General features: G+C 60.7%; 20 protein-coding genes and 1 tRNA gene. 4 read left to right on the forward strand and 17 right to left on the reverse strand.

From position 1 onward, the window contains the following. Positions 1-186: 186 nt before the first annotated feature. Positions 187-438 (forward strand): hypothetical protein, encoded by a 252-nt coding sequence (locus EA797_RS21645; RefSeq protein WP_147456796.1) that lies wholly within the window; start codon positions 187-189, stop codon positions 436-438. Between the two features lie 25 nt (positions 439-463). On the opposite strand, the gene EA797_RS00625 is transcribed toward EA797_RS21645, so the two are convergent. The 7 genes from EA797_RS00625 to EA797_RS00655 form a co-directional block, all read right to left on the reverse strand. Continuing rightward, positions 464-1591: an ABC transporter permease gene (locus EA797_RS00625; RefSeq protein WP_122163254.1), complete on the reverse strand. Its 1128-nt coding sequence runs from the start codon at positions 1589-1591 to the stop codon at positions 464-466. A gap of 1 nt (position 1592) precedes the next feature. After that, positions 1593-4334 carry a ribosome-associated ATPase/putative transporter RbbA gene (gene rbbA, locus EA797_RS00630; RefSeq protein ID WP_122163256.1) on the reverse strand — a complete coding sequence of 914 codons (2742 nt, stop codon included), beginning with the start codon at positions 4332-4334 and terminating at the stop codon, positions 1593-1595. Next, positions 4331-5407 carry an HlyD family secretion protein gene (locus tag EA797_RS00635; protein WP_122163258.1) on the reverse strand — a complete coding sequence of 359 codons (1077 nt, stop codon included), beginning with the start codon at positions 5405-5407 and terminating at the stop codon, positions 4331-4333. Before EA797_RS00635 ends, rbbA begins: the two co-directional genes overlap by 4 nt. Before the next feature lie 102 nt (positions 5408-5509). Next, complete coding sequence (locus EA797_RS00640) at positions 5510-6133, reverse strand: ABC-type transport auxiliary lipoprotein family protein (protein WP_122163260.1); 624 nt, start codon at positions 6131-6133, stop codon at positions 5510-5512. Then, positions 6130-7068: an MlaD family protein gene (locus EA797_RS00645; protein WP_122163262.1), complete on the reverse strand. Its 939-nt coding sequence runs from the start codon at positions 7066-7068 to the stop codon at positions 6130-6132. The genes EA797_RS00640 and EA797_RS00645 overlap by 4 nt, the downstream gene beginning before the upstream one ends. A gap of 2 nt (positions 7069-7070) precedes the next feature. Continuing rightward, positions 7071-7862, reverse strand: coding sequence for an ABC transporter ATP-binding protein (locus tag EA797_RS00650; RefSeq protein WP_167468756.1), 792 nt, complete (start codon positions 7860-7862; stop codon positions 7071-7073). After that, complete coding sequence (locus tag EA797_RS00655; RefSeq protein WP_122163263.1) at positions 7856-8974, reverse strand: MlaE family ABC transporter permease; 1119 nt, start codon at positions 8972-8974, stop codon at positions 7856-7858. Before EA797_RS00655 ends, EA797_RS00650 begins: the two co-directional genes overlap by 7 nt. 375 nt (positions 8975-9349) lie before the next feature. On the opposite strand from EA797_RS00655, the gene EA797_RS00660 reads away from it, so the two are divergent. Then, positions 9350-9757, forward strand: coding sequence for a VanZ family protein (locus EA797_RS00660; RefSeq protein ID WP_122164629.1), 408 nt, complete (start codon positions 9350-9352; stop codon positions 9755-9757). Between the two features lie 161 nt (positions 9758-9918). Next, positions 9919-10548, forward strand: a complete 630-nt coding sequence (locus tag EA797_RS00665; protein ID WP_208644398.1) for a cytochrome c oxidase assembly protein — start codon at positions 9919-9921, stop codon at positions 10546-10548. Positions 10549-10796: 248 nt separating this feature from the next. On the opposite strand, the gene EA797_RS00670 is transcribed toward EA797_RS00665, so the two are convergent. The 7 genes from EA797_RS00670 to EA797_RS00700 all read right to left on the reverse strand — a co-directional run bounded on the left by EA797_RS00670 (position 10797) and on the right by EA797_RS00700 (position 18478). Continuing rightward, positions 10797-11969 carry a polysaccharide pyruvyl transferase family protein gene (locus tag EA797_RS00670; protein WP_122163265.1) on the reverse strand — a complete coding sequence of 391 codons (1173 nt, stop codon included), beginning with the start codon at positions 11967-11969 and terminating at the stop codon, positions 10797-10799. Positions 11970-11977: 8 nt separating this feature from the next. After that, on the reverse strand, positions 11978-12988 hold the full coding sequence (locus EA797_RS00675; RefSeq protein WP_244214045.1) for a nitroreductase family protein: 1011 nt from the start codon (positions 12986-12988) through the stop codon (positions 11978-11980). Between the two features lie 44 nt (positions 12989-13032). Next, positions 13033-14361 carry a flippase gene (locus EA797_RS00680; protein WP_122163269.1) on the reverse strand — a complete coding sequence of 443 codons (1329 nt, stop codon included), beginning with the start codon at positions 14359-14361 and terminating at the stop codon, positions 13033-13035. 726 nt (positions 14362-15087) lie between these two features. Beyond that, positions 15088-15163: transfer RNA gene (locus EA797_RS00685), tRNA-Thr, on the reverse strand. 75 nt (positions 15164-15238) lie between these two features. Beyond that, complete coding sequence (locus EA797_RS00690; RefSeq protein ID WP_425275558.1) at positions 15239-16501, reverse strand: methyltransferase; 1263 nt, start codon at positions 16499-16501, stop codon at positions 15239-15241. A 62-nt stretch (positions 16502-16563) separates the two neighbouring features. Beyond that, on the reverse strand, positions 16564-17940 hold the full coding sequence (locus EA797_RS00695; RefSeq protein WP_122163271.1) for a TRAP transporter large permease: 1377 nt from the start codon (positions 17938-17940) through the stop codon (positions 16564-16566). Continuing rightward, complete coding sequence (locus tag EA797_RS00700) at positions 17933-18478, reverse strand: TRAP transporter small permease subunit (RefSeq protein ID WP_122163273.1); 546 nt, start codon at positions 18476-18478, stop codon at positions 17933-17935. Before EA797_RS00700 ends, EA797_RS00695 begins: the two co-directional genes overlap by 8 nt. Before the next feature lie 194 nt (positions 18479-18672). On the opposite strand from EA797_RS00700, the gene EA797_RS00705 reads away from it, so the two are divergent. Next, the gene (locus EA797_RS00705) at positions 18673-19773 is read left to right on the forward strand and encodes a TRAP transporter substrate-binding protein (RefSeq protein WP_122163275.1); all 1101 of its coding nucleotides are present in this window, start codon (positions 18673-18675) and stop codon (positions 19771-19773) included. A 57-nt stretch (positions 19774-19830) separates the two neighbouring features. On the opposite strand, the gene EA797_RS00710 is transcribed toward EA797_RS00705, so the two are convergent. The 3 genes from EA797_RS00710 to EA797_RS00720 form a co-directional block, all read right to left on the reverse strand. Next, positions 19831-20256 (reverse strand): OsmC family protein, encoded by a 426-nt coding sequence (locus EA797_RS00710; protein WP_122163277.1) that lies wholly within the window; start codon positions 20254-20256, stop codon positions 19831-19833. Positions 20257-20335: 79 nt separating this feature from the next. Next, on the reverse strand, positions 20336-20644 hold the full coding sequence (locus tag EA797_RS00715) for a DUF2388 domain-containing protein (RefSeq protein ID WP_122164632.1): 309 nt from the start codon (positions 20642-20644) through the stop codon (positions 20336-20338). 65 nt (positions 20645-20709) lie between these two features. Next, a complete protein-coding gene (locus tag EA797_RS00720) occupies positions 20710-25410 on the reverse strand; it encodes a PAS domain S-box protein (protein ID WP_122163279.1) in 4701 nt (1566 codons plus the stop codon). Positions 25411-25606 lie beyond the last annotated feature (196 nt).

Below are 25606 nucleotides of genomic sequence, written 5' to 3' on the forward strand. Positions count from 1 at the left end.
TAAAAATTCCCAACGCTGGCGTGAGGTGTTAAGGCACCCGCGAAGTTTGTCCAGCTGCGGTGGCCAAAACAATGGCCTAGAGCGTTTCACTTGTTTAGCAGGACTTAAAATCTCTGACGAAGGGCACAAGATCAGCGCGGTGCTATCGAGTAGTATCGCCTCGCCATTATCACCGGTAGCAATGGAATGCCTAGCCGAAATCCCCAACTCGCTGAGCTGCTTAGTACCTCCTCGCATTGCGTAGCTCAGTTGACCGAGGCGCTTACAGCGTTTTCCTTGGAACTCATGGCCAGCGATGATCCGGCTGTGCGTATCGCCAGCCGGCGAATGGTTGCGCGAATTGCCGCCATTCGCTCGGCGTTTGATCGTCAGCTCGAAGCAGAGGCCGCTTGCCAAGCGATTGGCGCTGCCGGCCCTGTCGACCATCCGCCAGGGTGAGGCGCTCAGGCACTTCTCGCGATTGCTAGCGCAATGATTGGCGCAGCCGAGACAGCGCCCCAAGGAAAAATACTGTGCCGATTACCAGCAAGGCCACTAGTTGCGGCCACACGACCGTGGCGCCAGCGCCACGAAACAGGACGGCCTGAGCCAGTTCGACGAAGTGCGTGGTAGGCGCCACCAGCATGATGTTCTGAACCAGCTCCGGCATGCTCTCGCGCGGGGTCACACCGCCGGAAAGGATCTGCAGCGGTATAAGCGTGAGGATGACCAGCAGCCCCAGCTGCGGCATCGAACGCGCCACCGTGCCGAAGAAGATCCCCATCGAGGTGGCAGCGAAAAGGTGCAGGGCGGCGCCACCCGTAAACAGCAGCAGCGAACCCTGGATGGGTATGTCGAGCCAACCTTCAACGACAAAGCGCAGGGCTAACGCAGCGGCCGACAGCACCACCAGCCCCATAGCCCAGACCTTTCCGACCATGATCTCGAACGGCGTCACTGGCATCACCAGAAGGTGCTCGATAGTCCCGTGCTCACGTTCCCGAATCAGGGCGGCCCCGGTCAGGATGATTGCCAGCATGGTGATCTGGTTGATCACCTCGTTCACCGCACCGAACCAGGCTCGACTCAGATTGGGGTTGAAGGCCATGCGCACGACGGCTTCGACGGGGAGCGCATCTGCTGAGCGGTAGCGCTTGAGGAACTCGGCTGTCTCGCTGGAAATGATCTGCTGGATGTGGGCTGCGCCAGTAAACGCCTGGCTGACCTGGGTGGCATCGACGTTCAGTTGGATGGTCGGCTGGCGGCCCGCCAGCAGGTCTTCCTGAAAGCGCGGCGGAATGTTCAGGGTGAAGGTATAGAGGCCTGCGTCCATTCCGCCGTCCATCTGCTGCAGGTTGATGGCGGTGGGTTCGATGAAATAAGGCAGCTGGAACGCATTGATGATGCGCAGCGACGCCTGCGACCGATCTTCGTCGACGACGGCGATGCTTGCGCGGTGGGGGGTTTCTGGAACCGCGGTCGCGCCTTGATAGATGGCCAGGGTGAACGAATACAGGATGAGCACGAGCATGGCGGGGTCACGATAAAGGCTGCGCAGCTCCTTCAGGCCGAGCTGGAAAATGTTGCCTAGTTTGCGGCTCAGGCTCCCCATCTCATTTCTCCTGCTTGCGCAAGCCGGCGATGCTGAGCAGGGTCAACAGCGGAATGGCCAGCAACATGGGAATGAAATAGGGGTACAGCTCTGCAAACCCCAGCGCCTTGGAAAAGACCCCGCGACTGATGATGAGGAAGTGCGTGGTCGGATAGAGCTTGCCGATGAAGGCCCCGAAGCCTTCCATTGCCGAAGTTGGATGGATCAGCCCACTGAACTGGATGGCCGGTAGCAAGGTGACGATGGTCGTGCCGAAAATCGCCGCGATCTGGCTGTTGAGAATCGACGACATCAACAGACCGAGCCCCGTTGCGCAGGCGATGTAGAGCAGTGCCCCTAGGCAGAGCGTGAGGATGCTGCCCTTGATCGGAATACCGAAGACGAAAACCGCCAACAGGGCCAGCGTCGCGAAGTTGAACATGCCCAAGGCGATATATGGCAGCTGCTTGCCAAGCAGAAACTCCAGGCGGGTGGTCGGGGTGACATAGAAATTGGTGATCGAACCCAGCTCCTTCTCACGCACCACCCCAAGGGCGGTGAGCATCGCCGGAATCATCATCAACAGCAGCGGAATCATGGCCGGCGCCATTGCCGGGAGGCTTTGAACGTCGGGGTTGTAGCGATAGCGGATGGCCACGTCTGCGGGTGACAGCTGTCCGCTTACGCCTGCCTCGCGGGCCAGCTGCTGCAGGTAGGTCAGATGAATGCCCTGGACATAACCTTTGATGGTGTCGGCGCGCATGGGCATGGCGCCATCGATCCAGAACGCGACCTGCGGGACCGCACCACGCTTGAGGTCGCGACCGAAGCCCGGGGGTATCTCTACCGCCAGGCTGATGTCGCCGCTGCGCAAGCGGGCGTCGAGGTCGGCGTGGCTGGACAGGGGCGGCATCTCGTCGAAGTAGCGAGAGCCGGCTATGTTGAGCAGGTAGTGCTGGCTGGTGGTGGTCTGGTCACCGTCAAGGACCGCGTAGCTCAGGTTCTCGACGTCGAAGCTGACGCCGTAGCCCATGATGAACATCAGGATCACGCTGCCGAGCATCGCCAGAGTGGCGCGAATCGGGTCACGTCGTAGCTCCATCGCCTCGCGGCGGGTGTAGCTGAATAAACGACGCAGGCTGAACCGTGCTTGCCGCACATTGGTCGCAGGTTGCACAGGCCGTCGGTTCTTAGCTGTGTCTTCTGCTGGTTTGTTCGGCGCTTTTTTTGCGGCGGCAGCCTCCTCGAGGTAGGCAATGAAGGTTGCCTCCAGCGTAGGCAGCCCGCGTTTCTCCATCAGGGCTTGTGGCGTATCGCTGTCGAGTACCCGTCCGGCGTGCATGAGCGAAATTCGGTCGCAGCGCAGCGCTTCGTTCATGAAGTGGGTGGAAATGAAGATGGTCACGCCGTCTTCGCGCGATAGCTGCACCAGCAGCTCCCAGAACCCGTCGCGGGCCACCGGGTCAACGCCCGAGGTGGGCTCGTCGAGAATGAGGATCTCCGGGTTGTGGATCACCGCCACCGCCAGCGAAAGCCGCTGACGCACACCCAGTGGCAGGTTGCCGGGCAGGCTGTCTGCCTCATCGGTGAGGCTGAAGCGCTCAAGCATTTCGTGCACGCGTGGCGCGCGACGGTCTGCTGGCAAATGGAATAGCCGAGCATGCAGATCGAGGTTCTGGCGCACCGTCAGCTCGCTGTACAGCGAGAACGCCTGCGACATGTAACCGACCCGCTGACGGGTCTGCATGTCGTGGGGGTTCACCGGCTTGCCGAACAGCAGCGCCTGGCCGTCGCTGGCAGGCAGGAGGCCGGTAAGCATCTTCATCGTGGTGGTCTTGCCGCACCCATTGGAGCCGAGAAAACCGAAGATTTCGCCGCGGGCGATGCGAAAATTGACTTGGTCCACTGCCACGAAATCACCAAAACGCATGGTCAGGCCATGAGCCTCGATGGCGATGCTGTCGCTTTGCTGCTGCGGTGGAATGATCAGCTCGTGGTGCTGGCTACGCTTTTGTTCTGGCAGCAGGCGGATGAACGCCTGTTCCAGCGAGTCACTACCAGTGCGGGACAGCAGTTCCGCCGCGCTACCAGTAGCCAGTACTTTACCGGCGTCCATGGCCACCAGATGATTGAAGCGTTGGGCTTCGTCCATGTAGGCAGTGGCCACCAACACGCTCATCTGCGGCCGCTCGGTACGGATGCGCTCGATCAGCTCCCAGAACTGCGCGCGGGACAGTGGATCAACACCGGTGGTGGGCTCGTCGAGGATCAACAGGTCTGGATCGTGGATCAGCGCGCAGCACAGCCCAAGCTTCTGCTTCATGCCTCCGGACAGCTTGCCGGCCGGCCGCTCGACGAAGGATGCCAGGCCCGTGCTGCGGGTCAGTTCGGCTATGCGCCAATTTCGCTCCTCGGCGTCCTGGCCGAACAAACGAGCAAAGAACTCGAGGTTCTCCGCCACCGTCAGGGTCGGATACAGGTTCTTGCCCAGCCCCTGCGGCATATAGGCGATGCGTGGGCACACCTTGCGGCGATGACCGGCATCGCCGATATCACCGCCCAGCACCCGTATCCCACCCTGTTGCAGCTCGCGCGCTCCTGATATCAGAGCCAGTAAGCTGGATTTACCCACTCCATCGGGCCCGATCAGGCCGACCATGCACTGACCAGGAAGGCTTAGAGTCAGGTCGTCCAGCGCTTGTGTCTTGCCGTAGCGCAGGCTGACTCCATCAACCTGCACCACTGGTTCTGGCAGCTCCTTCATGGCGAAACATTGATCTGAAGATGTGCGGGCCACTCGGCGTCAGGGTCGAGTTTCAGATAAGCCATGCCCGGTAAACCGGTCTTGACCTGCTCCATGTGGCGCTTGAGCAGCTCGGGGTCGATTCGGGCCTTGACCCGGAACATGAGCTTTTCGCGCTCGCTCTCGGTCTCCACCGTTTTCGGAGTGAACTGAGCGACGCTGGCGACAAAGCTGACCTTCGCGGGGATCACATATTGTGGCGCCGCGTCGATCACGATACGAACCTCGGAGCCAATGGCAACGCGGCCCGCCTGCCGCTCAGGCAAAAAGAAAGTCATGTAGACATCGGCGAGGTCCACCAGATTGAGCAGCTTGCCGCCAGCACTTAGCACCTCGCCTGCCTGCGCCACACGGTATTGAACGCGTGCGACGCGATCACTTTTCAGCTCGCTGTCGCGGATGTCGGCCTGCAGTCGCTCGACACCGGCCTGGGCCGCCTCGACCGACGATTGGGCTTCGATTACCTGAGATCGGGCGGCGGCAATGCCTGCGTCTGCGGAAATCACCTGCGAGCGCGCGGCGGCCAGTGCTGCCTGGGCGCTCTGCATCGCCGCCAGATCATCATCGAGTTGCTGCCGGGCCATCGCATTGCGTGCTACCAGGGTTTCGGTGCGCTGATGGCGCTTCTGGGTAGCGGTCAGCTCGGCGCGGCGCTGGGTAACGACGGCCTCGGCGGTAGCTCTTTCGCTCTCACGCTGAGCAACCATGGCCTGTGCGGTGAGCATCGCATTCTCGCCCTGGCGAACCTGCGCACGCGCCTGGTTGAGCTGCGCCTGTAGCACTTCGGTGTCCATGCGCGCGAGCACCTGGCCGGGCTGGACGAAATCACCTTCGTCCACGAGGATTTCCAGCACACGGCCCGGGCTCTTGGTCGCAACATCGATCTCGGTGGCTTCGATCCGGCCGTTACCGCTGGCAAAGCCATCGCCCAGGCCGCCAGGACGCAGCTCGGTCCAAAGCAGCACGCCGATCACGGTGATCACGGCGACGATCCCCAGGGCCTTGAAAGCGGTTCGAGTGCGTGGCTGACTCATGAATCTGCTCCGGCTGTTGTGTAGTCCGGAGCCATCTTAGGCGCTCTAACACGCACTTTATGTGTATCTGGATCAATACCGGTGCGATTAGTCGCCGTTGTTTTATTCAGGCAGCTTACGTGCGTGGCTCAGCGTCCACTCCAGCACCTCGGCGCTGAGTCGGTCGCTGGCCTTGCCGAACGCATCCACCACCTGCTCGACGTCGGCGCCGGCGCTGGGCTGGCGAACTTCGAAGCGGCGGTTGGCCAGAGTGTGCTGATTATTGCGGTTGACCAGGCGGCTATCGAGCACGATCAGCACTACCGGTTTGCCATCCACATACTCGCTCTGGAAAGCCCGCAGGTCGCTGTGCAGACTCAGGTCGGCATAGAGATTGACATCCTCATTGCTGACCGAGGGCATCCGGCCGTCACGCTGGAACGCCTCGATCAGGCGATCGCGCAGCAGGGCTGGCGCGGCGTCACTCCAGCGCGCGCCGCCGTAAGCGCTGATCTCGTTGCCGTGGGGCACCACTGCGATACGTTGGCTGGAAAGAATTCGGCTGGCTTGCGGCGTATTGATGCGCAGCGCGTGCTGGAGGGTCGGCTCGCTACTTTGCTGCGGCGTGGGAGCGGTAGGCAGCAGGAAGATCCGCAGGGTCTCGGACTCCGGGAGAACCGAACACGCCGAAACTGCCGAAAGCAGCCCCATCAGGGCGAGGCGGGACAGGGATTGGCGAAGGCTCATGGGTTGAACTCCTGCAGTTTGTCGCGGCCGAGCAGGAAGCCACTCGGGTTGTCTTCAAGGCGTTGGGTGACGCGGCGCAGTGCGCCAAGGGTGGAGCGCAGCTCGTTGATGGCCGGGCCAAGTTCGTTGAAACCCTGCATGCCGTTGTTCAGCGCGCCTTCGTTCTCCTCGAGCAGCTTGTCCAGTCGAGCAGTGGCCTCGTCCAAGGTGTTCATTGACTGCGCTGCGCTGGTCAGGACGCTACGACCCTGGTCGTCCAGCAGGCCGTTGGCATTGCGCGCCAGACTCGACAGCTCGCCCATTACGGTGTTCGCCTGCTGGCTCAGTTGATTGAACTGCTGCAGCGTCTGGGCTAGGTCGCCACGCTGCTCGGAAAGCACGCTGGTGGCCTGTTCCAGGTGCTCCAGGGTGCGGCTCAGCCGGGAGGTGTTTTCTTCGGAAAAGATCTGATTGGCGCTCAGCAGCAGGTTGTTGATGTTACTCATCAGGTCCTCGCCGTTTTCCAACAGCGCGCTGAGCGATGATGGATCGGCCACGATCAATGGTGGCTCATCGCGGTCGCCCTCCAGCCGCGGGGCTTCCGGGGTGCCGCCATGTAGCTGGATGACCATGCTGCCGGTGATATTCGCCAGTGCCAGGCGCGCCTGGGTATCGGTCTTGATCGGCGTGCCACCGTAGACGCGGACGCGGGCCCGGACTTTGCGCGGGTCGTCCGGCTCCAGCCACAACTCCGTCACATCACCGACCTTGATACCGCTGTACTCCACCGAGCTGCCGCTGGACAGTCCGCTTACTGCCTGACTGAAACCGATGTCGTAGTAGCTGTATTCCCGATCCATGCTGGACTTGCCCAGCCACAGGGCGAAGAGCAGGGCGCAGCCAACGGCTACCACGGTAAACAGTCCGATCAATACATGATGGGCACGGGTTTCCATTATCAGGGTGTCTCCAGCATAAGCGCGGCATCGTGCGCAGCGCGGCCACGAGGGCCGTGAAAATATTCGCGAATCCATTCATCGTCAGTGGCCGCGACCTTCTCAAGGGTATCGACCACCAGCACGCGTTTCTGCGCCAGAACGGCGACGCGATCGCAGATGGTGTAGAGCGTATCGAGGTCGTGGGTGACTAGAAATACGCTGAACCCCAGCGCATCGCGCAGGGTCAGGATCAGCTGATCGAAGGCTGCCGCGCCGATCGGGTCGAGGCCCGCAGTGGGCTCGTCGAGAAACAGCACTTCAGGGTCCAGGGCCAGTGCACGAGCCAGGGCTGCACGCTTGACCATACCGCCGGATAACTCGTCAGGAAACTTGCAGGCCGCCTCCGGTGGCAGCCCGGCCAGTGCCAGTTTCTGCCTCGCCAGGTGCTCGGCATCGGCGCGTTTGAGGCCGGCGTGTTCGATCAACGGCAGCGCGACATTCTCCTGCAGGTTGAGCGAGGTGAACAGGGCGCCGCGCTGGAACAGTACGCCAAAACGCCGCTCCACTTCCGAGCGGCGCTGGGTAGAGAGCTTGAGCAGGTTCTCGCCAAACACCTTCACGCTGCCGGCATTGGGCCGGCGCAGCCCAACGATGCTGCGCAGCAAAACCGACTTGCCGGTGCCCGAGCCTCCCACCACACCGAGGATTTCGCCGCGATGAATATCCAAGTCCAGATTGACGTGCACGGCCTGCTTGCCAAAGCGATTGACCAGGCCGCTGACCTGAATAACGGGTTCGTCTGTCCTCACCATCCCATCTCCATGAAGAACAAGGCTGCAACCGCATCGAGCAGGATCACCATGAAGATCGATTGCACCACGCTGGAAGTGGTGTGCTCACCTACCGACTGGGCGCTGCCGCTGGCTTTGAAGCCTTCCAGGCAGCCGATCACCGCGATCAGAAAGGCAAATACAGGCGCTTTGCCGATGCCGACGAGAAAGTGATTGAGCGGTATGTCGCGTTGAAGGATGGTGAAGAACATCGCCGGCGAAATATCCAGCGCCAGTGAGCAGACCACCAATCCGCCAACGATGCCGCTGAGGATGCCGATGAAGGTCAGGATCGGCAGCGTAATCAGCATCGCCAGTACTCGCGGCAATACCAACAGTTCGATGGGGCTCAGGCCGAGCGTGCGGATGGCGTCGATTTCTTCATTGGATTTCATCGCTCCGATCTGTGCAGCGAAGGCGCTGGCGGTGCGCCCGGCGAGCAGAATCGCCGCCAGCAAAACGCCAAATTCGCGCAGAAAGGAGAAGGCAACGAGATTGACCGTATAGATAGTCGCGCCGAAATCGGCCAGCACCGTGGCGCCGAGGAATGCCACCACCGCGCCGACCAGAAAGGTCAGCAGGGCCACGATGGGGATCGCGTCTAGTCCGGTCGCTTCGATATGCGAAACCAGAGAGGTCACGCGCCAGCGCCGTGGGTTGAACATGACTGCAAACATCGTCTGCAGTGTGAGCCCGATGAAACCGAGCAGGGTGCGTTGCTGGTTCCAGACGCCAGAGACGGTGCGGCCGACATGGGCCAGCACATCGGCCAGCCCGTTGGTTTCGGGCGCCTGTGCGGCTTCCGGCTTGTCCAGTGCTGCTGCGACCGTTTTCAGCAGTGCCTGGCGCTCCGCTGGCAAATGCGGCGCCCAATCATTCAAACGTGCCACTCGATTCGGCCCGAGCAGCTCTACCAGCAGGCCGGCACCCGCGGTGTCCAGCTCACCGATGGCGTCGAGATCGACCTGGTCGGATTCGGTGACTTGGCGACGAGTACGCTCGACTTCACGGCGCAGGGCGGCGTAGTGCGCAAGCGTCCAGTCACCGCCGACCGTCAGGGTGGCCTGTGAGTCGCTGTTGGGTTGCCGCTGCAAACTGCCTGGCGGCGAAGTGGGGTGCGTCAAGGTTGTATCCCATGTTGCAGGCGGAGCGGATGGCGAATGGCCTGTTGTGGCAGCTTTAGGCAGATCCTATCAGGTCCGACCCTATGATCGCGCTTCGGTTTACCCTGCCGAAGTGTCGGGCAAGATGTGAGGAACGACCCATCCCTAAGTAATTTGTTACAGGCGGGCGCGAACTATCATTGCCAGACGGCCTCCATAGGCGTGCGAGCCGGGCAAACGATTCCGGTATGCACGCGTCGCGGTCGATATCCTAGGCCGCTGATTACCGGCGCTTCTTGATACTCAGCCCGTTCGGGCCCTGCCGATCCGTTCCTTTTCCATCGCTGCGAGATTTTGCGTTTGCCTATCAATTATTTGCGTGTACTGCCGTTCCTCGTCGTTCTGGCAGTAATTCTGTTCAGCGGCTTGCGCCCCGAGCCGGTGCCTCAAGTTTTCGACCAACAGGACAAGTTGCATCACATGCTCGGCTTTGCCGCGCTGATCTTTACCCTGCGGCTGGCCTTTCCGCAGTGGCGCGTATTCTGGTGCATTGCGTTGAGCCTTGGCGCCGCCACGCTGATCGAGCTGGGTCAGAGCCTGCTCCCCAATCGTCAGGCATCGATGGGCGACATGGTGGCCAATGCTGCAGGCGTGCTGCTGGGCTGGGGCTGCTCGCATCTGGCATACATCTGGTATCTACGGCGCATCGGTGTAACCACCGCTCCTGAAACGACCGAATCTGGCGAGCGTTTAGGGAGTTCCGCTCGGCCCTGAACGCTGCCGATGCCGCTAGCTCGCTTCGTTAGCCATCGAGCGCTGGCTATCGAGCACCTGCGTGTTGTCGATAAGTGCACAGCTGTCGGCGGTCAATCTCCGTCACCAACTTTTTGGTCTGGTTGCGGGTCACACCAACTGGACCCTCGACGGAGCTGCGAATGATCTGGCGCCCACTGTCATTGATGCTGGGCCTGGCCACGCTGGCGGCGGTATGGCTGGGGCCTCTGCCTGCGATGGCTGATCAGCTTTTCGTTTGCCACATGGTGATGCATGTGATGGTCGTCGCGGTTGCGGCACCGTTGCTGGCCATCGGCATTGCGGGTGGTCGAATGGATGTATCCAGCCGTATCCCAGTGCTCTTCTCACCAATCCTGGCTTCGGTGGTCGAACTCTTCGTGGTATGGGCTTGGCACGTTCCAGCGCTGCACCATACGGCACGGACTTCCCTGGCAGCTCAGGTTCTGGAGCAGGCCAGCTATCTGGTGGTCGGTTTGCTGGTCTGGCTTGCAGCGTTCGGCAGCGTCCGGCATCAGCGCCCGCTTGCCGGTATCGCCGGACTGCTTCTGACATCCATGCACATGACGTTGCTCGGTGTATTGCTGGCAATGTCCGGCAAAGTGCTCTTCGAACATACCGGTTCGGCACTGGCTGGGTTGAGCCCTCTCGAAGACCAGCAGATGGGTGGCGTGATCATGCTGATATTCGGCGGCACCGCCTACCTGCTTGGCGGGCTCTGCCTGTTGGCCGGTCTGCTGCGAGATAAAAGCGAGACGGTTACCGCGGGCTAACATCGAGCCGGCCCCGAAGCGGCGCCGCATCGTTGTAGCGAACACAGAGACGTCTATTCGCAACACCTGAATGGGTGATCGGTGACACTGTCATATTGCCCTGGACAGGCGATCCAGGGTTTTTCGCAGGAGTCAGCTCAATAGCCATCCGGCTTGCGCTCGGTTGCCGCGCCGCGACCGCTGCACGCGGGTATGACGCTTTGGAGCGTGGAGAGAAAGCGTCACCCGTTCCGGTGACGCCTGAACCGTCAGGCTGCGCCCGCTGACGGGCGGCTACGCTGGCACTGATCGATCACCTCGAAGACCTGCTGCCACATCTGCTCGGATTGCTCCTTGAGCTGGGCGGTACGAGTCTGAATCAGCGCGGCGATCCTCGCGCTGTCGTCAGTGACCAGGTCGAGCTTGCGCTTGATCTCTGCTTCATCGCCTGTGACCTGCACCAAGCCTTCAGGGAAGCCGTAATCCTCGAACAGCATCTGGTACTTGTGGCTCCAGCCCGTGGCCAACGCCGGTACACCTTGAGACAGTGCGCTGACCAGGCCGTGGAAGCGGCTGCCCAGGGTGCCACTGCAGGCACCGAGGATGCCTTTGATCTCCAGCGGACCACTCTCACGAACGATCGGAATGCCGCCGACTGCCGCTGAAAGCTTCTCGGCGAGGGCCAGATCACCTTTGCCTTCGTGCACCAGCACGAATGGCTTGGCGCCTTTTTCCAGCAGGTAGCGGGTGCAGGTGATCAGGAAGGGCAGGTAGGCATCACGCGTCTGCTGATCTGTCTTGTCGAGCATCCGGCAATTGGGAACGATACAGAAGCGATTCTGTTCGACGTCGAAATCAGCCGGAATCACGCCGCTGATCAAGTTGGTAAAGTCTGGCGCCTGCTTGATCTTCGCCTGCTCGCCGGTCAATGCGGTCAGATGCTCGTAGGACACTCGCTCGCGCGGGAAGACCAGGTCGACATTCTCCACTACGGTCTTCATGGCCGCCTGGATCTTGTCGGTAGTGAACGGCCCCAGGGCCTGCGGCAACAGGATCACGCGGGTGCCATTCTTCTTCCAGGTCTTTGCCGACTGCGCAAGCTCGACGCTTGGCTCGTCTCCCCATTGGTCGCTGTAGGCGAAGCCGGCCGCGTCGATGACCACATCGACTTCCTTATCGAGCACCACACCGTACATTTCACGCAGCGGCCGTGGTGCGAAATTGGCGAGGTTGCCCCACTGGATACCGTAGCGCCACAGGGAAGCCTTGGGATAGAAGCCCAGTTGCACCAGCTTGCGGAACGGGTGATCGGATTTCTCGGTGGTTGGAGCCATGACGAAGGTAGCGTCTGGATACCGGGTTTTCAGCTTCTGCAGTGCTGCATGCAACATCAGCTCGGCGCCTTTATTGACGAATCCTGCCTTTCTGATCTCGATAATCATCGCTTACCTCACTTAAAAACAATCAAGTCTTGCTCGGTTTTCTTGTCCGAAAACGGTATCCCTCCCGTTGGATCGGCGTAGCCCACCGCGAGCAGCATCACTGTGCGCTCGTGGTAGGCCAGTTCCAGTTTCTTCGCCAGGCGGCGCTCGGCCTCCTCGATGTCCGGCCAGTTGATCGGACAGGTGGAGAGCCCGAGGCTTTCGAAGGCCAGCATCAGCTGCATGGCTGCCAGTGACCCGTCGATATAAATGACGTGCCGGTCGCGTGCTTCGGGATAGGCGCCGAGGTCGCCCACCACCGCGATCACGCACGGCAGATTGTCGTGGAAGCCACCGGTCCCACCGGCGCACTGAGCGATGTCGGCTGCCTTCGCAGCGTCGTTGCTGACATAAAAGCGAAACGGCTGGCGGTTGCACGCCGAAGGGGCGAGCGTAGCGGCGCGCACTGCCTGTTCGATCAGTTCGTTGCTGACGGGTTTATCCTGATACCAGCGCACCGAGCGGCGGCGACGGAACAGCACCATCAGCTGCTCGTAGCTGACCGGGCATTCAGGCAGGTCGCTGTGCGGGTAGGGCACGCAGCGGTTTGGGTCATCGGCGCGCTGGGTGCCGGAAAACTCACGTCGGGCCGAATCGATCCGCGGGGTGCTTTGAACTGCCGAGAAGTAATCGGTGAGTACGTCGTTCGCCCAGCGCTGCTGCCCTGTCACGACGCCTGCATGGGTCGCGTCGGCAAAGCAGCGCACGGTCGGACCGATGTAATCCTCGGCAAAGGTGCTGCGCCGCGGGCGCATGATCAAGCCCTTTTCCAGACGGTGTACGTTGCGGCGCAAGAAGGCATCGTTCTCGCCCTTGCTCTGCATCAGCCGGGCAAATTGCAGACGGCCCAGCAGCACCGCACGGTGCTCGCGATCGAATTCCCGGCTGATCAGGCAGTAGTAAAGCGAGGCCATAAACCCGTTGCTGGAGAACATTCTGACCATGCCCAGGCGAGTATTGTCCCGGGCGGCCTTGAGCACGTCTTTGACCGGCTCCGGCAATATGCGAACGAGGGACTTCAAACTCATCGGGTGACTCCTACAGCGTTGATTGCATAACGGACTGGACTGAAGATCGACTTGGTCATCATGTAAAACACCGGCCGGGTCTTCTTGTGCACCAGTAATGCGGCGTACGAGGCGATGGCATACGAGATGAGGGTCGCCATTGCTGCACCCTCGCCGCCGTAACGCGGGATCAGCAGCATGTTCAGGCCAATATTCGCCAATGCCCCGAGGCCCTGGGTGATCAGCGAGAACATCAGCGCACCCTCGATCAGGATCCAGCGACTGAAGGCCGCGCGCATGAAAATGAACACGCCCGCCCAGATATGGATGGTGAGGATGGAGGCGGAGTTCTGGTATTCATTGCCGAATAGCAGTGCAATCAGAGGTCCGGCGACGAGTGACACCAGTACAGCCACGAATATGGCGAGGATGAAGAGCACATCGAACAGCTGCTGGAAGCGCTGGTTGAAGCGAGCCGGATCGGCCTCATGCAACTTGATCAGCTTGGGAAAGAACGATGCGACGATTGCAGTAGGCAGGAAGTACCAGGCTTCGGACAGCTGCGCGGCGACGGCATAAACGCCCACTTCCTCCGCACCTATCATCCACTTGAGCATGACCTGATCGATCTTCATGTAGACGACCGCGAATATAGACCCGAGGTAAATGATCCAGCCTTGGCTGAGCAGCTCCTTGGCCTTGGCGAAACTGGCCTTCCAGGTCGTCAGCGAGACCGCTGTAGTGCCTTTGTAAAGCAGCGCCAGGATCAACGCGGCGAGCATGAACTGCGCCGTGTGGGCGAACGCGAAAGCCACAACACCTGCGCCGCTGAGTACCAGCGCCACCTTGATGCCGGCCGCAATTACAAGGGAGGTCGACTTTGCGATGGCCGGGTACTTGGCCTGGACCTGCGACTGGAACCAATACTCCACCACATCGAAGGTCTGGAAAAAGATGGCGGACGCCACGATCAGCAGCATCCAGAATTCCGTGCTGCCTATTTCCTCGAACACGAGCGTGTAGATGAGGATCAGCGCATAGCCAATGGCCATGCCGGAGAGCTTCAACATAAAGGTGGTGCCAAGGGTTTCCGACACCATGTCCGGTTTCTTGACCACCTCACGGACCACCAGACCTGCCAGGCCCATATGGCCTGCCGAAGCGAAAATGGCAGTCATGGAAATGGCGTAAGCAAGAATGCCGAATTGCTCGGGTCCCAGATACCGCGCAAGGAGTACAGCCGTGACAAATCCCACGCCGATGTTCAGCAGCCGTTCGGCCATCATCCAGGAGGCGTTGAAAAGGTAAAGCTTGAGTTTATCGAAGAGGGATTTGATCGCGGTCATCAAGTGGCCTGGCTCCTGAAGGCTGCTGGCTCCGTAATGGCAGTCAATTGCCTAATCTTTTTGCGCTGGAGTGTGGCGACGCATAGCTGACCGCGCGATGTCCCTCATGTTCCGGATAGATCCGATCTAAAACGTATCGAAACGGTTACCAAGAGCCACGTATGGCTATTGGCTATTTGCGTCTAGACCGCGCGTTGCGCAGGTTTTGCCTTAAATAACCTCTATCTGGAGAAAACCGCCGGGCCATCAAACCAATGAGCACTTAGCTCAACTGCCGGCCTCGGTGAGTCTGCCGATCTGAAGTGAAGAGGAGGTGACCTGAAAGCTGGGTGCTTAATCCGTGGTGGCCTTTTCATTGCAAAAGTTGAACTTTTGCCATCATGGCAGTTCATACCCATGCTGCCGATGCTGGCCGCTCCCTGACCCGCCCCGCCGCGTCATGGATCGCCTAGCACGGCGCCCAGCCCGAGACGTTTGGGTTGTGGTATGGCTGCCGCGAAGGATCTCGCAAGCGTCAGGGTCGGCGTTTAGGAATGCTGCTTGGAGCGGCGAAAAAGGACAGGACTCAGCCCAAACAGAAAAGCCCCGCATCGTTTGATGCGGGGCTTTTTTGTTTGCGTTGCTAAATCATTACCACGTTACTGGCTACGACATTACGAGACTGCAGGAGCAACAGTCAGAAACGAAAAAGGCCCACCTTGCGGTGAGCCTTCTTCGTGTTTCGTATGGTGCCGGCACCAAGAGTCGAACTCGGGACCTACTGATTACAAGTCAGTTGCTCTACCAGCTGAGCTATACCGGCTAAAAGATGGGCGCCATTATAGCCATAGTTCGCGGCGAGTAAACTGTTTGTTGCCAGTTGTTTGCATGACTTCTCTCAAGTAGTTGCGCGAGGGGCGTCGAGCTCGGCAATGATCATCAGATTGCGTGGGGTCAGGCTGGCTGGACAGAAGGTGCCAAGCTGGATGGCATAACCGTTTTCGGCGAGCAACAATGCGCGGTCGAGCAACAGCCACAGCTCCAGTGGCCGCCGGAACAGGCCGCGCACCAGTTCCAGATTGCGTACCTCGGCAAGGCGCTGCCAGCCATCTCGTTCAAGGGCGTGCCAATCCCGAGCTGGCGGCTCGCGTAGTTCTTTCTTTGCTGCCAGGTCACGGCAGTAGGCCTCGAAGGTTTTTTTCAGCCAACTGCCAGGTAGTGAGGGTGTGGGTAGATATTCGTCTTTTCCACGCAAGTCGCGTTGAAGCAGATCAAAACCGAGACGCCAGGCCATCGACTGGTCTCGCAAGCGGCGTTCACGTGCACCAGCTGTAACCGTTTCGCTCAACGGCAGGCCGAGGTCGTCGCGGGATAATTTCAGGGCCGAGGCCGCAGCTGTGTTGGACAGGGGTACATAGCGCTCGGTCTGGATGCGGTTGTAGCAACAGGGCGCGATAGCCAGCTGTGCACAGCGGCGCTCGATGCTTAGCTTTATCAATCGCGCGTGCAGATCGCCGCACGCATGCAGCGCTACTGGCGTGATGTTCGGGCCGAGTAGCTCAGTCACCTCGTCACTCATGACGTCCTGTTGCCGGTGCCCGGCATCTATGCCAAGGCGTCGGCTCAGATGAGCGCCGGACGCTACCAGTGCCGGGTCCCACTCAAGGCATGTCAGGGTGCCGCTGCGGCGTACGAGATGGCGGCCCAGATGGCCCTTGCCTGCACACCAGTCAAGCCAGTGCAGGGGAGATTCCTGAAACGTCAAGGCCGAGTCGAACGCCTGGATCTGTTGCCATTTGCGGCCGGGAATGTCGACCGAATGGCGAGCGTCGGGCGCTTCAGTGAGCGCGTGGGGGAGCTCATCCACCAACCCCAGTTCACTCGCCTGTGCCGCCAGTGCAGGAAAAGGGGCGGGCGCCCTGAGCGTTTCGGGGCAGTTATGCACGGCCTCGGCATCGTCAAGCGAGCGATTGCGCAGCCAAAGAGCCAGCTCGGGATGAGCCAATTCCCAGTCGAGCTGGAGGTGGGTAAAGGGCCGTGGTCGCCACAACGCCTGGTGCTTCAACAGGAAGGAGTCGAGCTGTTGAAAGCGCTCGGCAAGCATGGCGTGGCGGGTCAGGTCAGTTGGCATTGGCTGGCAGGAAAGAAGGTTTGCCGACATGGTCGCTGTAAAAGGCTCTGCCGAAAAGCGAGACGCCCGTCGAAACGGGCGTCTGCTGGGGTCTATTTGCCGTACACCTGCTCTGGGAGCCAGGTCACCAGTCCGGGGAACTGGTAGGCAATCACCAGCAACATGATCTGGATCAGAATGAACGGCAATACGCCTTTATAAATAGTGCTGGTAGGTACCGACTTGGGTGTAACGCCGCGCAGATAGAACAACGCGAATCCGAAGGGCGGTGTGAGGAACGAGGTTTGCAGGTTGAGCGCAATCATTACGCCGAGCCACACTGGGTCCAGGCCCATGGCCAATAGAACCGGGCCGACGATGGGCACCACCACGAAGGTGATTTCGATGAAGTCCAGGATGAAGCCCAGCAGGAAAATCACCACCATTACCAAGAAGAAGGCTCCGAGTACGCCTCCTGGCAATTGTGCGAAGACGTCCTCGATCAGCGCTTCGCCGCCAAACCCGCGGAAGACCAGCGAGAAAAGCGACGCCCCAATCAGGATCAGGAACACCATGGCACTGATTTCGGTGGTGCCGTATGCCACTTCTCGCAACTGACCGAAGTTCAGCTTGCCCTTGTAGAAGGCCAGGATCATTGCACCCAGGGCGCCCAGCGCTGCGGCCTCGGTAGGAGTGGCATAACCGGCGAGAATCGAACCGAGCACGGCGCTGATGAGAAGCAGCGGTGGCACCAGCGCATTGATCAGCTTGCCCCACTCGATTGGACCGAGTTCTTCTTGCGGAAGGGCAGGCAGCTTTTTCGGTTGCAGGATCGCAACGGCCACAATGTAGACGATGTACAAGCCGACCAGCAGCAATCCGGGCAGCAATGCGCCGACGAAAAGATCGCCGACCGATACGGTCTTGGGCGAGAAGATGCCCATTTTCAGCTGCGCCTGCTGATAGGCGCTGGACATCACGTCACCCAGCAGTACCAGCACGATGGAAGGCGGAATGATTTGACCGAGGGTGCCGGTAGCAGCGAGCGTTCCGGTGGAAATGGCGGGGTCATACCCGCGGCGCAGCATGGTAGGCAGTGCCAGCAAGCCCATGGTCACGACCGTGGCGCCTACGATTCCCGTGCTGGCCGCGAGCAACGCACCCACGACACATACCGAAATGGCCAGACCGCCGCGTAGCGTGCCGAACAGGCGGGACATGGATTCGAGCAGATCTTCGGCCACCCGACTTTTTTCCAGCATCACCCCCATGAACACGAACAGCGGCACGGCGAGCATGGTCTGGTTGTTCATGATGCCGAACAGGCGGTTCGGCAAGGCGTTCAGGTACCCGCCATCGAAGGTGCCAGTGACAATGCCGAGACCGGCGAACAGCAGTGAAACACCACCAAGCGTGAACGCTACCGGGTAGCCGGCCATCAAGGCTGCGCAGATGCTGACGAACAGCAGTATCGCCATCAACTCAGCCATGCTTCACCTCCGGCGCAGGCAGGCGACCAGCGATGGTGTAGGCCCCCTTGATGATCTCGGAAACCCCTTGCAACAGCAGGCACGCAACCAGAATGAGGATGATGCTCTTCTGTAGGAATACGAATTTGAGACCGCCCGATTCGCTTGACCCTTCCAGCGTCGACCACGAATTGCTGACGTAATCCCAGCTCGCCCAGCCGAGAAACAGGCAGACGGGTATAAGGAAAAGCAGGGTTCCAATCACTTCGACGAAGGCCTGGTGGCGAGGGCTGAGCCGCTGGTAGAAGATGTCGACGCGAACGTGGCCGTTGCGCTGCAGTACCCAGGCGGCGGCGCCCATGAACACCAGTGCGTGCGCGTAAAGAACTGCTTCCTGCAGGGCAGTTGCGCCAATTCCGAACCCGTAGCGCAACACCACGACCACGGCGGTTCCTAGCACAAGAAACATGGTCAGCCAGGCGCAGGCCTGTCCGAAGCGGGCGTTCACCGCATCGATCACTCTGGCGAGACCGAGCAATGGAGGGGCATGGTTCGACATGGCAGATCCTTTATTGTTATGGCCACACGGCCGGCGATTCTAGGCGGCTGTGTGAACGTGCCGCAACCGGCAGTACTACGTACGTAGTGCGCATACGTAGTCACGGCGCTTGAGCGAGGGATAGCCATATGATAGCTAGAACTACCTGATTTCGGGGTTCCGAAATTCAGCATTACAAAAACAAGGAGTGACACATGAAACGTCGTCAAATTCTGGCCGCCGCAGGCGTTGGTCTGGCCGCGACCGCACTGGCCGGTTGCAACAAGGAAGCCGATACCGCGAGCAAGCCCGAGGGCACCGCAAGCACCGAGAAATTCAACTGGAAAATGGTCACCTCTTGGCCAAAGAACTTCCCGGGCGTGGGCGTTGGCGCGGAGAACTTCGCCAAGCTGGTCAACGAGATGAGCAATGGCCGCCTGACGGTCAAGGTCTACGCAGCGGGCGAGCTGGTTCCGGCGCTTGAAGTGTTCGATGCAGTATCCCGTGGTACCGCCGAAATGGGTCACGGCGCCCCTTATTATTGGAAGGGCAAAGTGCCTGCAGCACAGTTCTTCTGCGCACTTCCGTTCGGCCCTAACGCTCAGGAAATGAACGCGTGGCTGCATCGTGGTGGCGGCATGGAGCTGTGGGAAGAAGTGTACAAACCCTACGGCGTATTGCCGATGGCCTGTGGTGCCACCGGCGTGCAAACGGCGGGCTGGTTCAACAAGGAAATCAATTCCGTCAAGGATTTCCAGGGCCTGAAGATGCGGACTCCAGGTCTGGGCGGTGAAGTGCTGACCAAGATGGGCGGAACCGTGGTCAACATGCCGGCTGGTGAAATCTTCACCGCCCTGCAGACTGGCGCTATCGACGCCACCGAGTGGATCGGCCCGTACAACGATCTGGCGCTGGGCCTGCACAAGGCCTCGAAGTACTACTACACGCCGGGCTGGCAGGAGCCTAACGTTACCTTCGAGCTGGATGTGAACCTCAAGGCCTGGGATACCCTTCCGGACGACCTGAAAGCTATCGTTCGCGCCGCCGCCCGTGCCGTCAACGGTGACATGCTCGACGATTACAACGCCAAGAACATGGAGGCTCTGGAGCAGCTGCGCGAGCAGGGCGTCGAAGTGCGGCGCCTACCGGACGAAGTGCTGGCCCGCCTGAAGGAAGTGGCTGCCGAAGTGGTTGATGCCTCTGCTGCAGCGGACCCGGTTGCGGCAAAGGTTTGGGAGCAGCAGAGCGCCTACCTCAAGCGTTTGTACGAATATGCCGAGCTGAACGAAAAGGACATCTACAACATCCGCGGTTGATAGCCTCTCCGCGAACGAAAACGCCGCCTCATTGGGCGGCGTTTTTTTTCTGCCGAATCAACTTTCCAGGGTGGCGCTCAGGCTGATCTGGGCGTTCAGCACCTTGGATACCGGGCAGCCTTCCTTCGCCTTATTGGCGATTTGCTGGAATTGACTTTCTTCTGCTCCAGGAATCTTCGCATTCAGTGTCAGCGCGATGGCGGTGATGGAGAAGCCTTCGCCGTCCTTGTCCAGCGTGACCTCCGCCTTGGTCTCGATGCGTTCGGCGGTAAGACCGGCCTGGCCGAGCATCATTGACAGCGCCATGGAGAAACACCCTGCGTGCGCGGCACCGATCAGCTCTTCCGGATTGGTGCCTGGCGTGTCTTCGAAGCGGGTATTGAAGCCATAGGGGTTGTCCTTCAGCGCGCCGCTCTGAGTGCTGATTGTGCCTTTGCCACTTTTCAGATCACCTTGCCAGACGGCGGATGCGGTTTTTTTCATGATTCCTCCAATGCTGCGAATGGATGATCTTCGGTGCGGGCGAGCCACCAGATCGAGCTAAACGGCCGACCATTCGGGATTACTGCTGTTCGGCAGCGAGGATGGCATTCGCCAGCTGCATGTCACTTGCCTGCAGCTGCGGTTGCTCGGCGCGCACCTTCACCAGCATCGCTTCGAGATAAGGACCCCGAATGGCGCCATCGCTGGCGACGAAACTACCCGCGTCCTCTTGTGCAGCTGCGACCAGCTTGTCGTCACGGAAGGTCATGTAAGTAGACGCGGTGGTCGCGCCCGACGACAGGATCTGCCGGACGAAACCGCTGTCCGCCATGGCCGCGCCGAAGGGCACGCAAGTCAAGGTGATTGCCGCCAGTATCGTTTTACGCATGATCACTACCTCTGCTTGGTCCTTCACTAAAGAGTGCATGGCCCACGGCAGAGTTCCTTGCAGCGCTACCCGCTGCGCTCGATCAACTGGCGGACCTTGGCGGCGAGCACCTCGATGCTGAACGGCTTGGCCAGCATGTCCATCCCGGGGCCGAGGAACTCACCGCGCACTTCGGCGTTAGGTGCGTAGCCGGTGATGAACAGCACCCGCAGCTCGGGGCGATGCTGACGGGCGATTTCGGCCAGTTGCCGGCCATTTATGCCGGGCAGGCCGATATCGCTGACAAGCAGGTCGATACGCTGATCGCCTTTAAGATAAGGCTGCGCAGTGTTGCCATCCACGGCTTCGAGCACTTGGTAGCCAAGCTCCTGGAGCACCTCGACCACCAGCATGCGTACGGCCGCTTCGTCCTCCACGACCAGCACGGTTTCGTCGGTCAGAGCGCCCTGGACAGCTACCGGCGTATCCCGATGCTCTTCCACAGGCTCCGCCCGGCTCCGATTGCGCGGCAAAAACAGGGTGATCAGCGTGCCATGACCCGGCGTGCTGTCGATACGCACGTGGCCGCCGGTCTGCTTGACGAAGCCATAGACCATCGACAGCCCAAGGCCGGTCCCCTGGCCGATAGGCTTGGTCGTGAAGAAAGGGTCGAATGCCTTGGCAACCACTTCAGGCGGCATGCCCGAGCCATTGTCGGCAACGCTGAGGGTGACGTAATCACCTGGCTCAGGGCCGTCGCGCTCAGCGCTCTTGATCTGCACGGCGCCGGTCTGGATGACCAGTCGACCGCCTTCGCTCATCGCATCACGGGCGTTGATCACCAGATTCAGTAGCGCGTTTTCGAGCTGGTGCGCATCGGTGTAGGCCAGCCAGGGGTCGATCTGAAGGCGCGTGTCGAATTCGATATGTTCGGCCATGGTGCGCCGCAGCATGTCTTCCATGGATTCGACGAGCTGATTGACGTCCACTGGTTGCGGGTCCAGCGACTGCCGCCTGGCGAACGCCAGCAGTCTATGGGTCAGCGCCGCGGCGCGGTTGGCTGAACTCGCTGCTGCATCGACGTAGCGGCTGAGATCGTCTACTCGGCCGCTGGCGACTCGACGTTGAATGAAATCAAGCGCGCCCAGCACGCCGGTCAGCATGTTGTTGAAGTCATGGGCGAGGCCGCCGGTCAGTTGCCCGATGGCTTCCATTTTCTGAGCGTGGCGTAGCGTTTCTTCGGCACGCTCGCGTTCGCCCATTTCCAGATGCAGCAGGTGGTTGATCTCGGCCAACTCGCGGGTACGTTCGGCCACGCGCCGCTCGAGGTTGTCATTCAACTCGCGCAAGGCCTCTTCGGCAGTCACCTGGGCAGTGATGTCGGTATTTGTACCGAACCAGTGGGTCACCTGTCCGAAGTCATCGCGAATCGGTAGCGCTCTGGCGAGGAACCAGCGGTATTTTCCGTCCTTGCCGCGCAGTGGGAAGGTTTCTTCCCAGATAGAGCCAATCGCTACGGCCCGCTTCATCGACGCGCTGACGCGTACGTGATGGTCGGGATGGTGAACGGAGCGCCACCCAAGTGCGCGCATGGCTTCCAGCGTGGTGCCGGTGTAGTCGTACCAACGCTTGTTGTACCAGTAGATGCGACCGGCCGGATCCGCCATCCAGGCGAACTGGCTCATGTTGTCCGCCAGGGTCCGGAACTGTTCTTCACTGGCGCGCAACGCGCTTTCGGCGCGCATCCGCTCATCGGCGGTCCAGGCGCGGTCTGCGACTTCACGTACGAAGGAAATGTCTTCTTCTGCCCACTGGCGCGGCCGATCCTGTAGCAGGATCAGGGCTGCCCGGAGAACGCCCTGCTCCTGCAGCGGCACGCAGACCAGGCTTTGTATGCGCCGCAGGCGCAGGCTTGCCGCCTGAGCGGCTGTTCGCGGGTCATGCAGAACGTCGTCGACCACAACCAGCTCATCGTTCTGCAGATCGTAGATGAAGTCACCGTAATCGGCGAAGCACATGCGTTCGGTATAATCGCCCAGCGCACCGTCGCTCCAATAGCGTTCCACTGAGGCGTACTGCCCGCCGGGCTCGATGGCCAGGAAGGCAGCGCGGGTCACCTTGAGCGTCATCCCCAGGGCCCGTACGGCAGCGGTTACGATGGTGACGCTGTCGGGCTGCCCACGCAGGAGGTCGCCCAACTCCATCAGTACGGACTGGCGCTGCTCGGTGACCTGACGTTCCTGGATCTGCTCTTCGAGCAGGGCATTCATGCGCAGCAGCTTTAAGGCTGCGTTGCGCTCGGCGGTGATTTCCCGGGCGGTGCCGAGCAGGCGAACCTTGCCGTCGGCATCCAGCAGGCGGCGGCCGCGGTTGGTCAACCAGCGAAACTGGCCGCTGCGCTCGTCGTAGACGCGGTAGTCCAGATTCAGCTCGCCTCCGCCAACTCCGTCCAGCGCGTTGCGGAACGCAGTTATCAACGCACGGCGGTCATCGGCGTGAACGCGCGCAAGGAACTCGTCGACCGACAGTTCCGTTTCATTGGGTTCCAGGCCTGCCAAGCCTTTGAGCTGGGCATCCCAATGCACCGAGTTGTGCTCGAAGTCATAGTCCCAGACGCCGATGGCAGCAATCTCGTTGGCCAGGCTGACGCGCTGTTCGGCTTCGAGCAGGGCTTTGCGGGCGCGCGCACGGTCTGCCGCGGCGCGGATACGCTCGGCCACTTCGCGTACCAGTGATATGTCGGTCTGGCTCCAGCTGCGTGGTTGGCGGCTGGCAAATAGCAGGAATGCACCATTCGAGGATTGCTCCAACAGAGGTGCCAGCAACAAGCTGCGGTAGCCAAGATGGTCATGCAGGGCGCCGCAGTTTCCATGGCAGTCGGCTTCGTCGAGCAGGTCTTCGAATGGCACCACCAGCCCTTGCGTCAAGCGCAGGCGCAACGTATGTGCGCACCCGCCAAGCACATAGGGCTCGGCGCGCGATTTGGCAGCCGCCTCAGGCCAGTGCTCATCGATGATCAGGCCGTCGCGCTCGTCGAGATGCCCTTCGCAGATGCAGTCTGCTCCCATCAGATGAGCGAGCCGCTCGGCCATCATGTCGGCCAGACCGATGCGGCTGCCACTGTCCTGCAGGCGGTCGCTGAGTTCTAACAGGTAGGATTGCTGCGCGTCGCCGCGGGCTCGCTCGCTGATATCCGTGAAGGTGCAGATGGCGCCATGCAGCACATCATCGCGGTAGAGCGGGGCGACACGGTATTCCACCGGAAGGCTGGTGCCATCCAGTCGAAAGAACAACTCGTACTCGACATGCGCCGGTTCGCCGGTCTTGGCGGTGCGCTGGATCGGGCACTCCTCGACTGGATAAGGCGAACCGTCCGGGTGGCTATGGTGGATCAGATTATGCAACTGACGGCCGATCACTTCGTTCTTGCTGGTGAATCCGAGCAGTTTGACGAATGCCTCGTTGCAGAGCGTAACCAGTCCGCCGGTATCGATGGAGTAGAAGCCTTCGCTGGCAGCATCCAGCAGGCTACGGGTGAACGCCTCGCTCTCCAGGCGCTTGATCTCTGCCAGCCGGCGCTCGTGAATGTCCTGTGCCACCAGGACCCAGTGGAGCAGGCGACTGTCGCAATCGTAGACAGGTGCACCGCTGCCCTGGAACCAGCGCTGGCTGCCATCCGCGGCGAGCAATGGGACTTCGAAGTTACCGGCTTGCCCCGACTTCAGCGCACCTCGCCATTGCTGCAGCACGGCGTCGCGGTGATCCGGTGCCACGGCGGCAATCCAACCCATGCCGGCCGAGGTTTCGGCGCTCATGCCAGTGAAGTCGCACCAGTAGCGGTTGCAGAAAATCAGATGTCCGCTCGCATCGCACTGCCAGATCACCTGCGGGCTGAGGTCTACCAACGCGCGGTATCGCTCATCGGCCTCGCGAATGGCCGCCTGCTCGTGAAGACGTTCGGTCAGGTCACGCAGGATCTGTACGAAACCCAGGTGATGGCCGCGATCATCCTTGAGCGGCATCTGCACACCGCTTGCCCAGAAGTGAGTGCCGTCCTTGCGCCGATGCCAGCGTTCATTGATCGCAGAGCCTTCACGCGCTGCGGTCGCCATCTCGGCGCCGGGCACGCCGCGGGCTACGTCTTGCTCGATGAACAGGCGTGAAGCGGGCGTGCCGATGATCTCGTCCGGGCGCCACCCGAGAATGCGCTCGGCGCCCTGGTTCCAAGTGGTGACCTGACCATGGATGTCGGTCGTGAGGATCGCGTAATCCACCGCACTGTCAATGATCTGCCGGTTGCGCTCGTTGGCTTCGCGGCTGCGTCGTAGTTCCAGCAGCGCCATCACCTGTCGGCCCAGCGCCTGTAAATGGGCGCTCTGGCGCTCCGACAGCCGACGCGGCTCGTTGTCCATCACGCATAGCGTGCCAAGCGGAAAACCCTCGGGCGTGCGCAATACCGCCGCGGCGTAGAAACCGGTTGAGCCTTTGGCGAGGGGCTCGCCGGAGAGATCTTCGATTACCCGCTGTTCGGAATGAGTGATGGCTCGAGCGCAGAGCGCTTCGTCGCGGGGGCGATTACCGTTGTCGACATTCACCGAGGCCTTTACCCACTGGCGCTCCTTGTCGATGAAGACGATGGCAGCACTTGGGCTGGCGCACAGTTCGGCTGCGAGGAGTACCAGATCGTCGAAGGCCGCCTCGGCTGGGGTATCCAGAATTCGGTATCGGGCCAGCGCGGCCAGCCTGTCAGCTTCATTCCATGTGTTGACTGTATTTATGTCGTTCAAAACTTCTGCTCGGCTATCCGTGGCGGCAAAAAAATCGCGGTGTTCAAGTGTGAGTGACGGTCCCCCTGAGCAGGCGGATGCTGTCGTCAATTGCAGAGTCTAGGCGGTTCGCACGTTACCGGTGCATGTTTGCGAGGCAAGTAGACCTCGGTATACGGGCAATCTGCCAGAGCCGCCGGTCCGGTCCTGGGTGGTC

The organism is Stutzerimonas zhaodongensis (assembly GCF_003696365.1).
GTDB classification, from domain to species: Bacteria; Pseudomonadota; Gammaproteobacteria; order Pseudomonadales; family Pseudomonadaceae; genus Stutzerimonas; species Stutzerimonas zhaodongensis.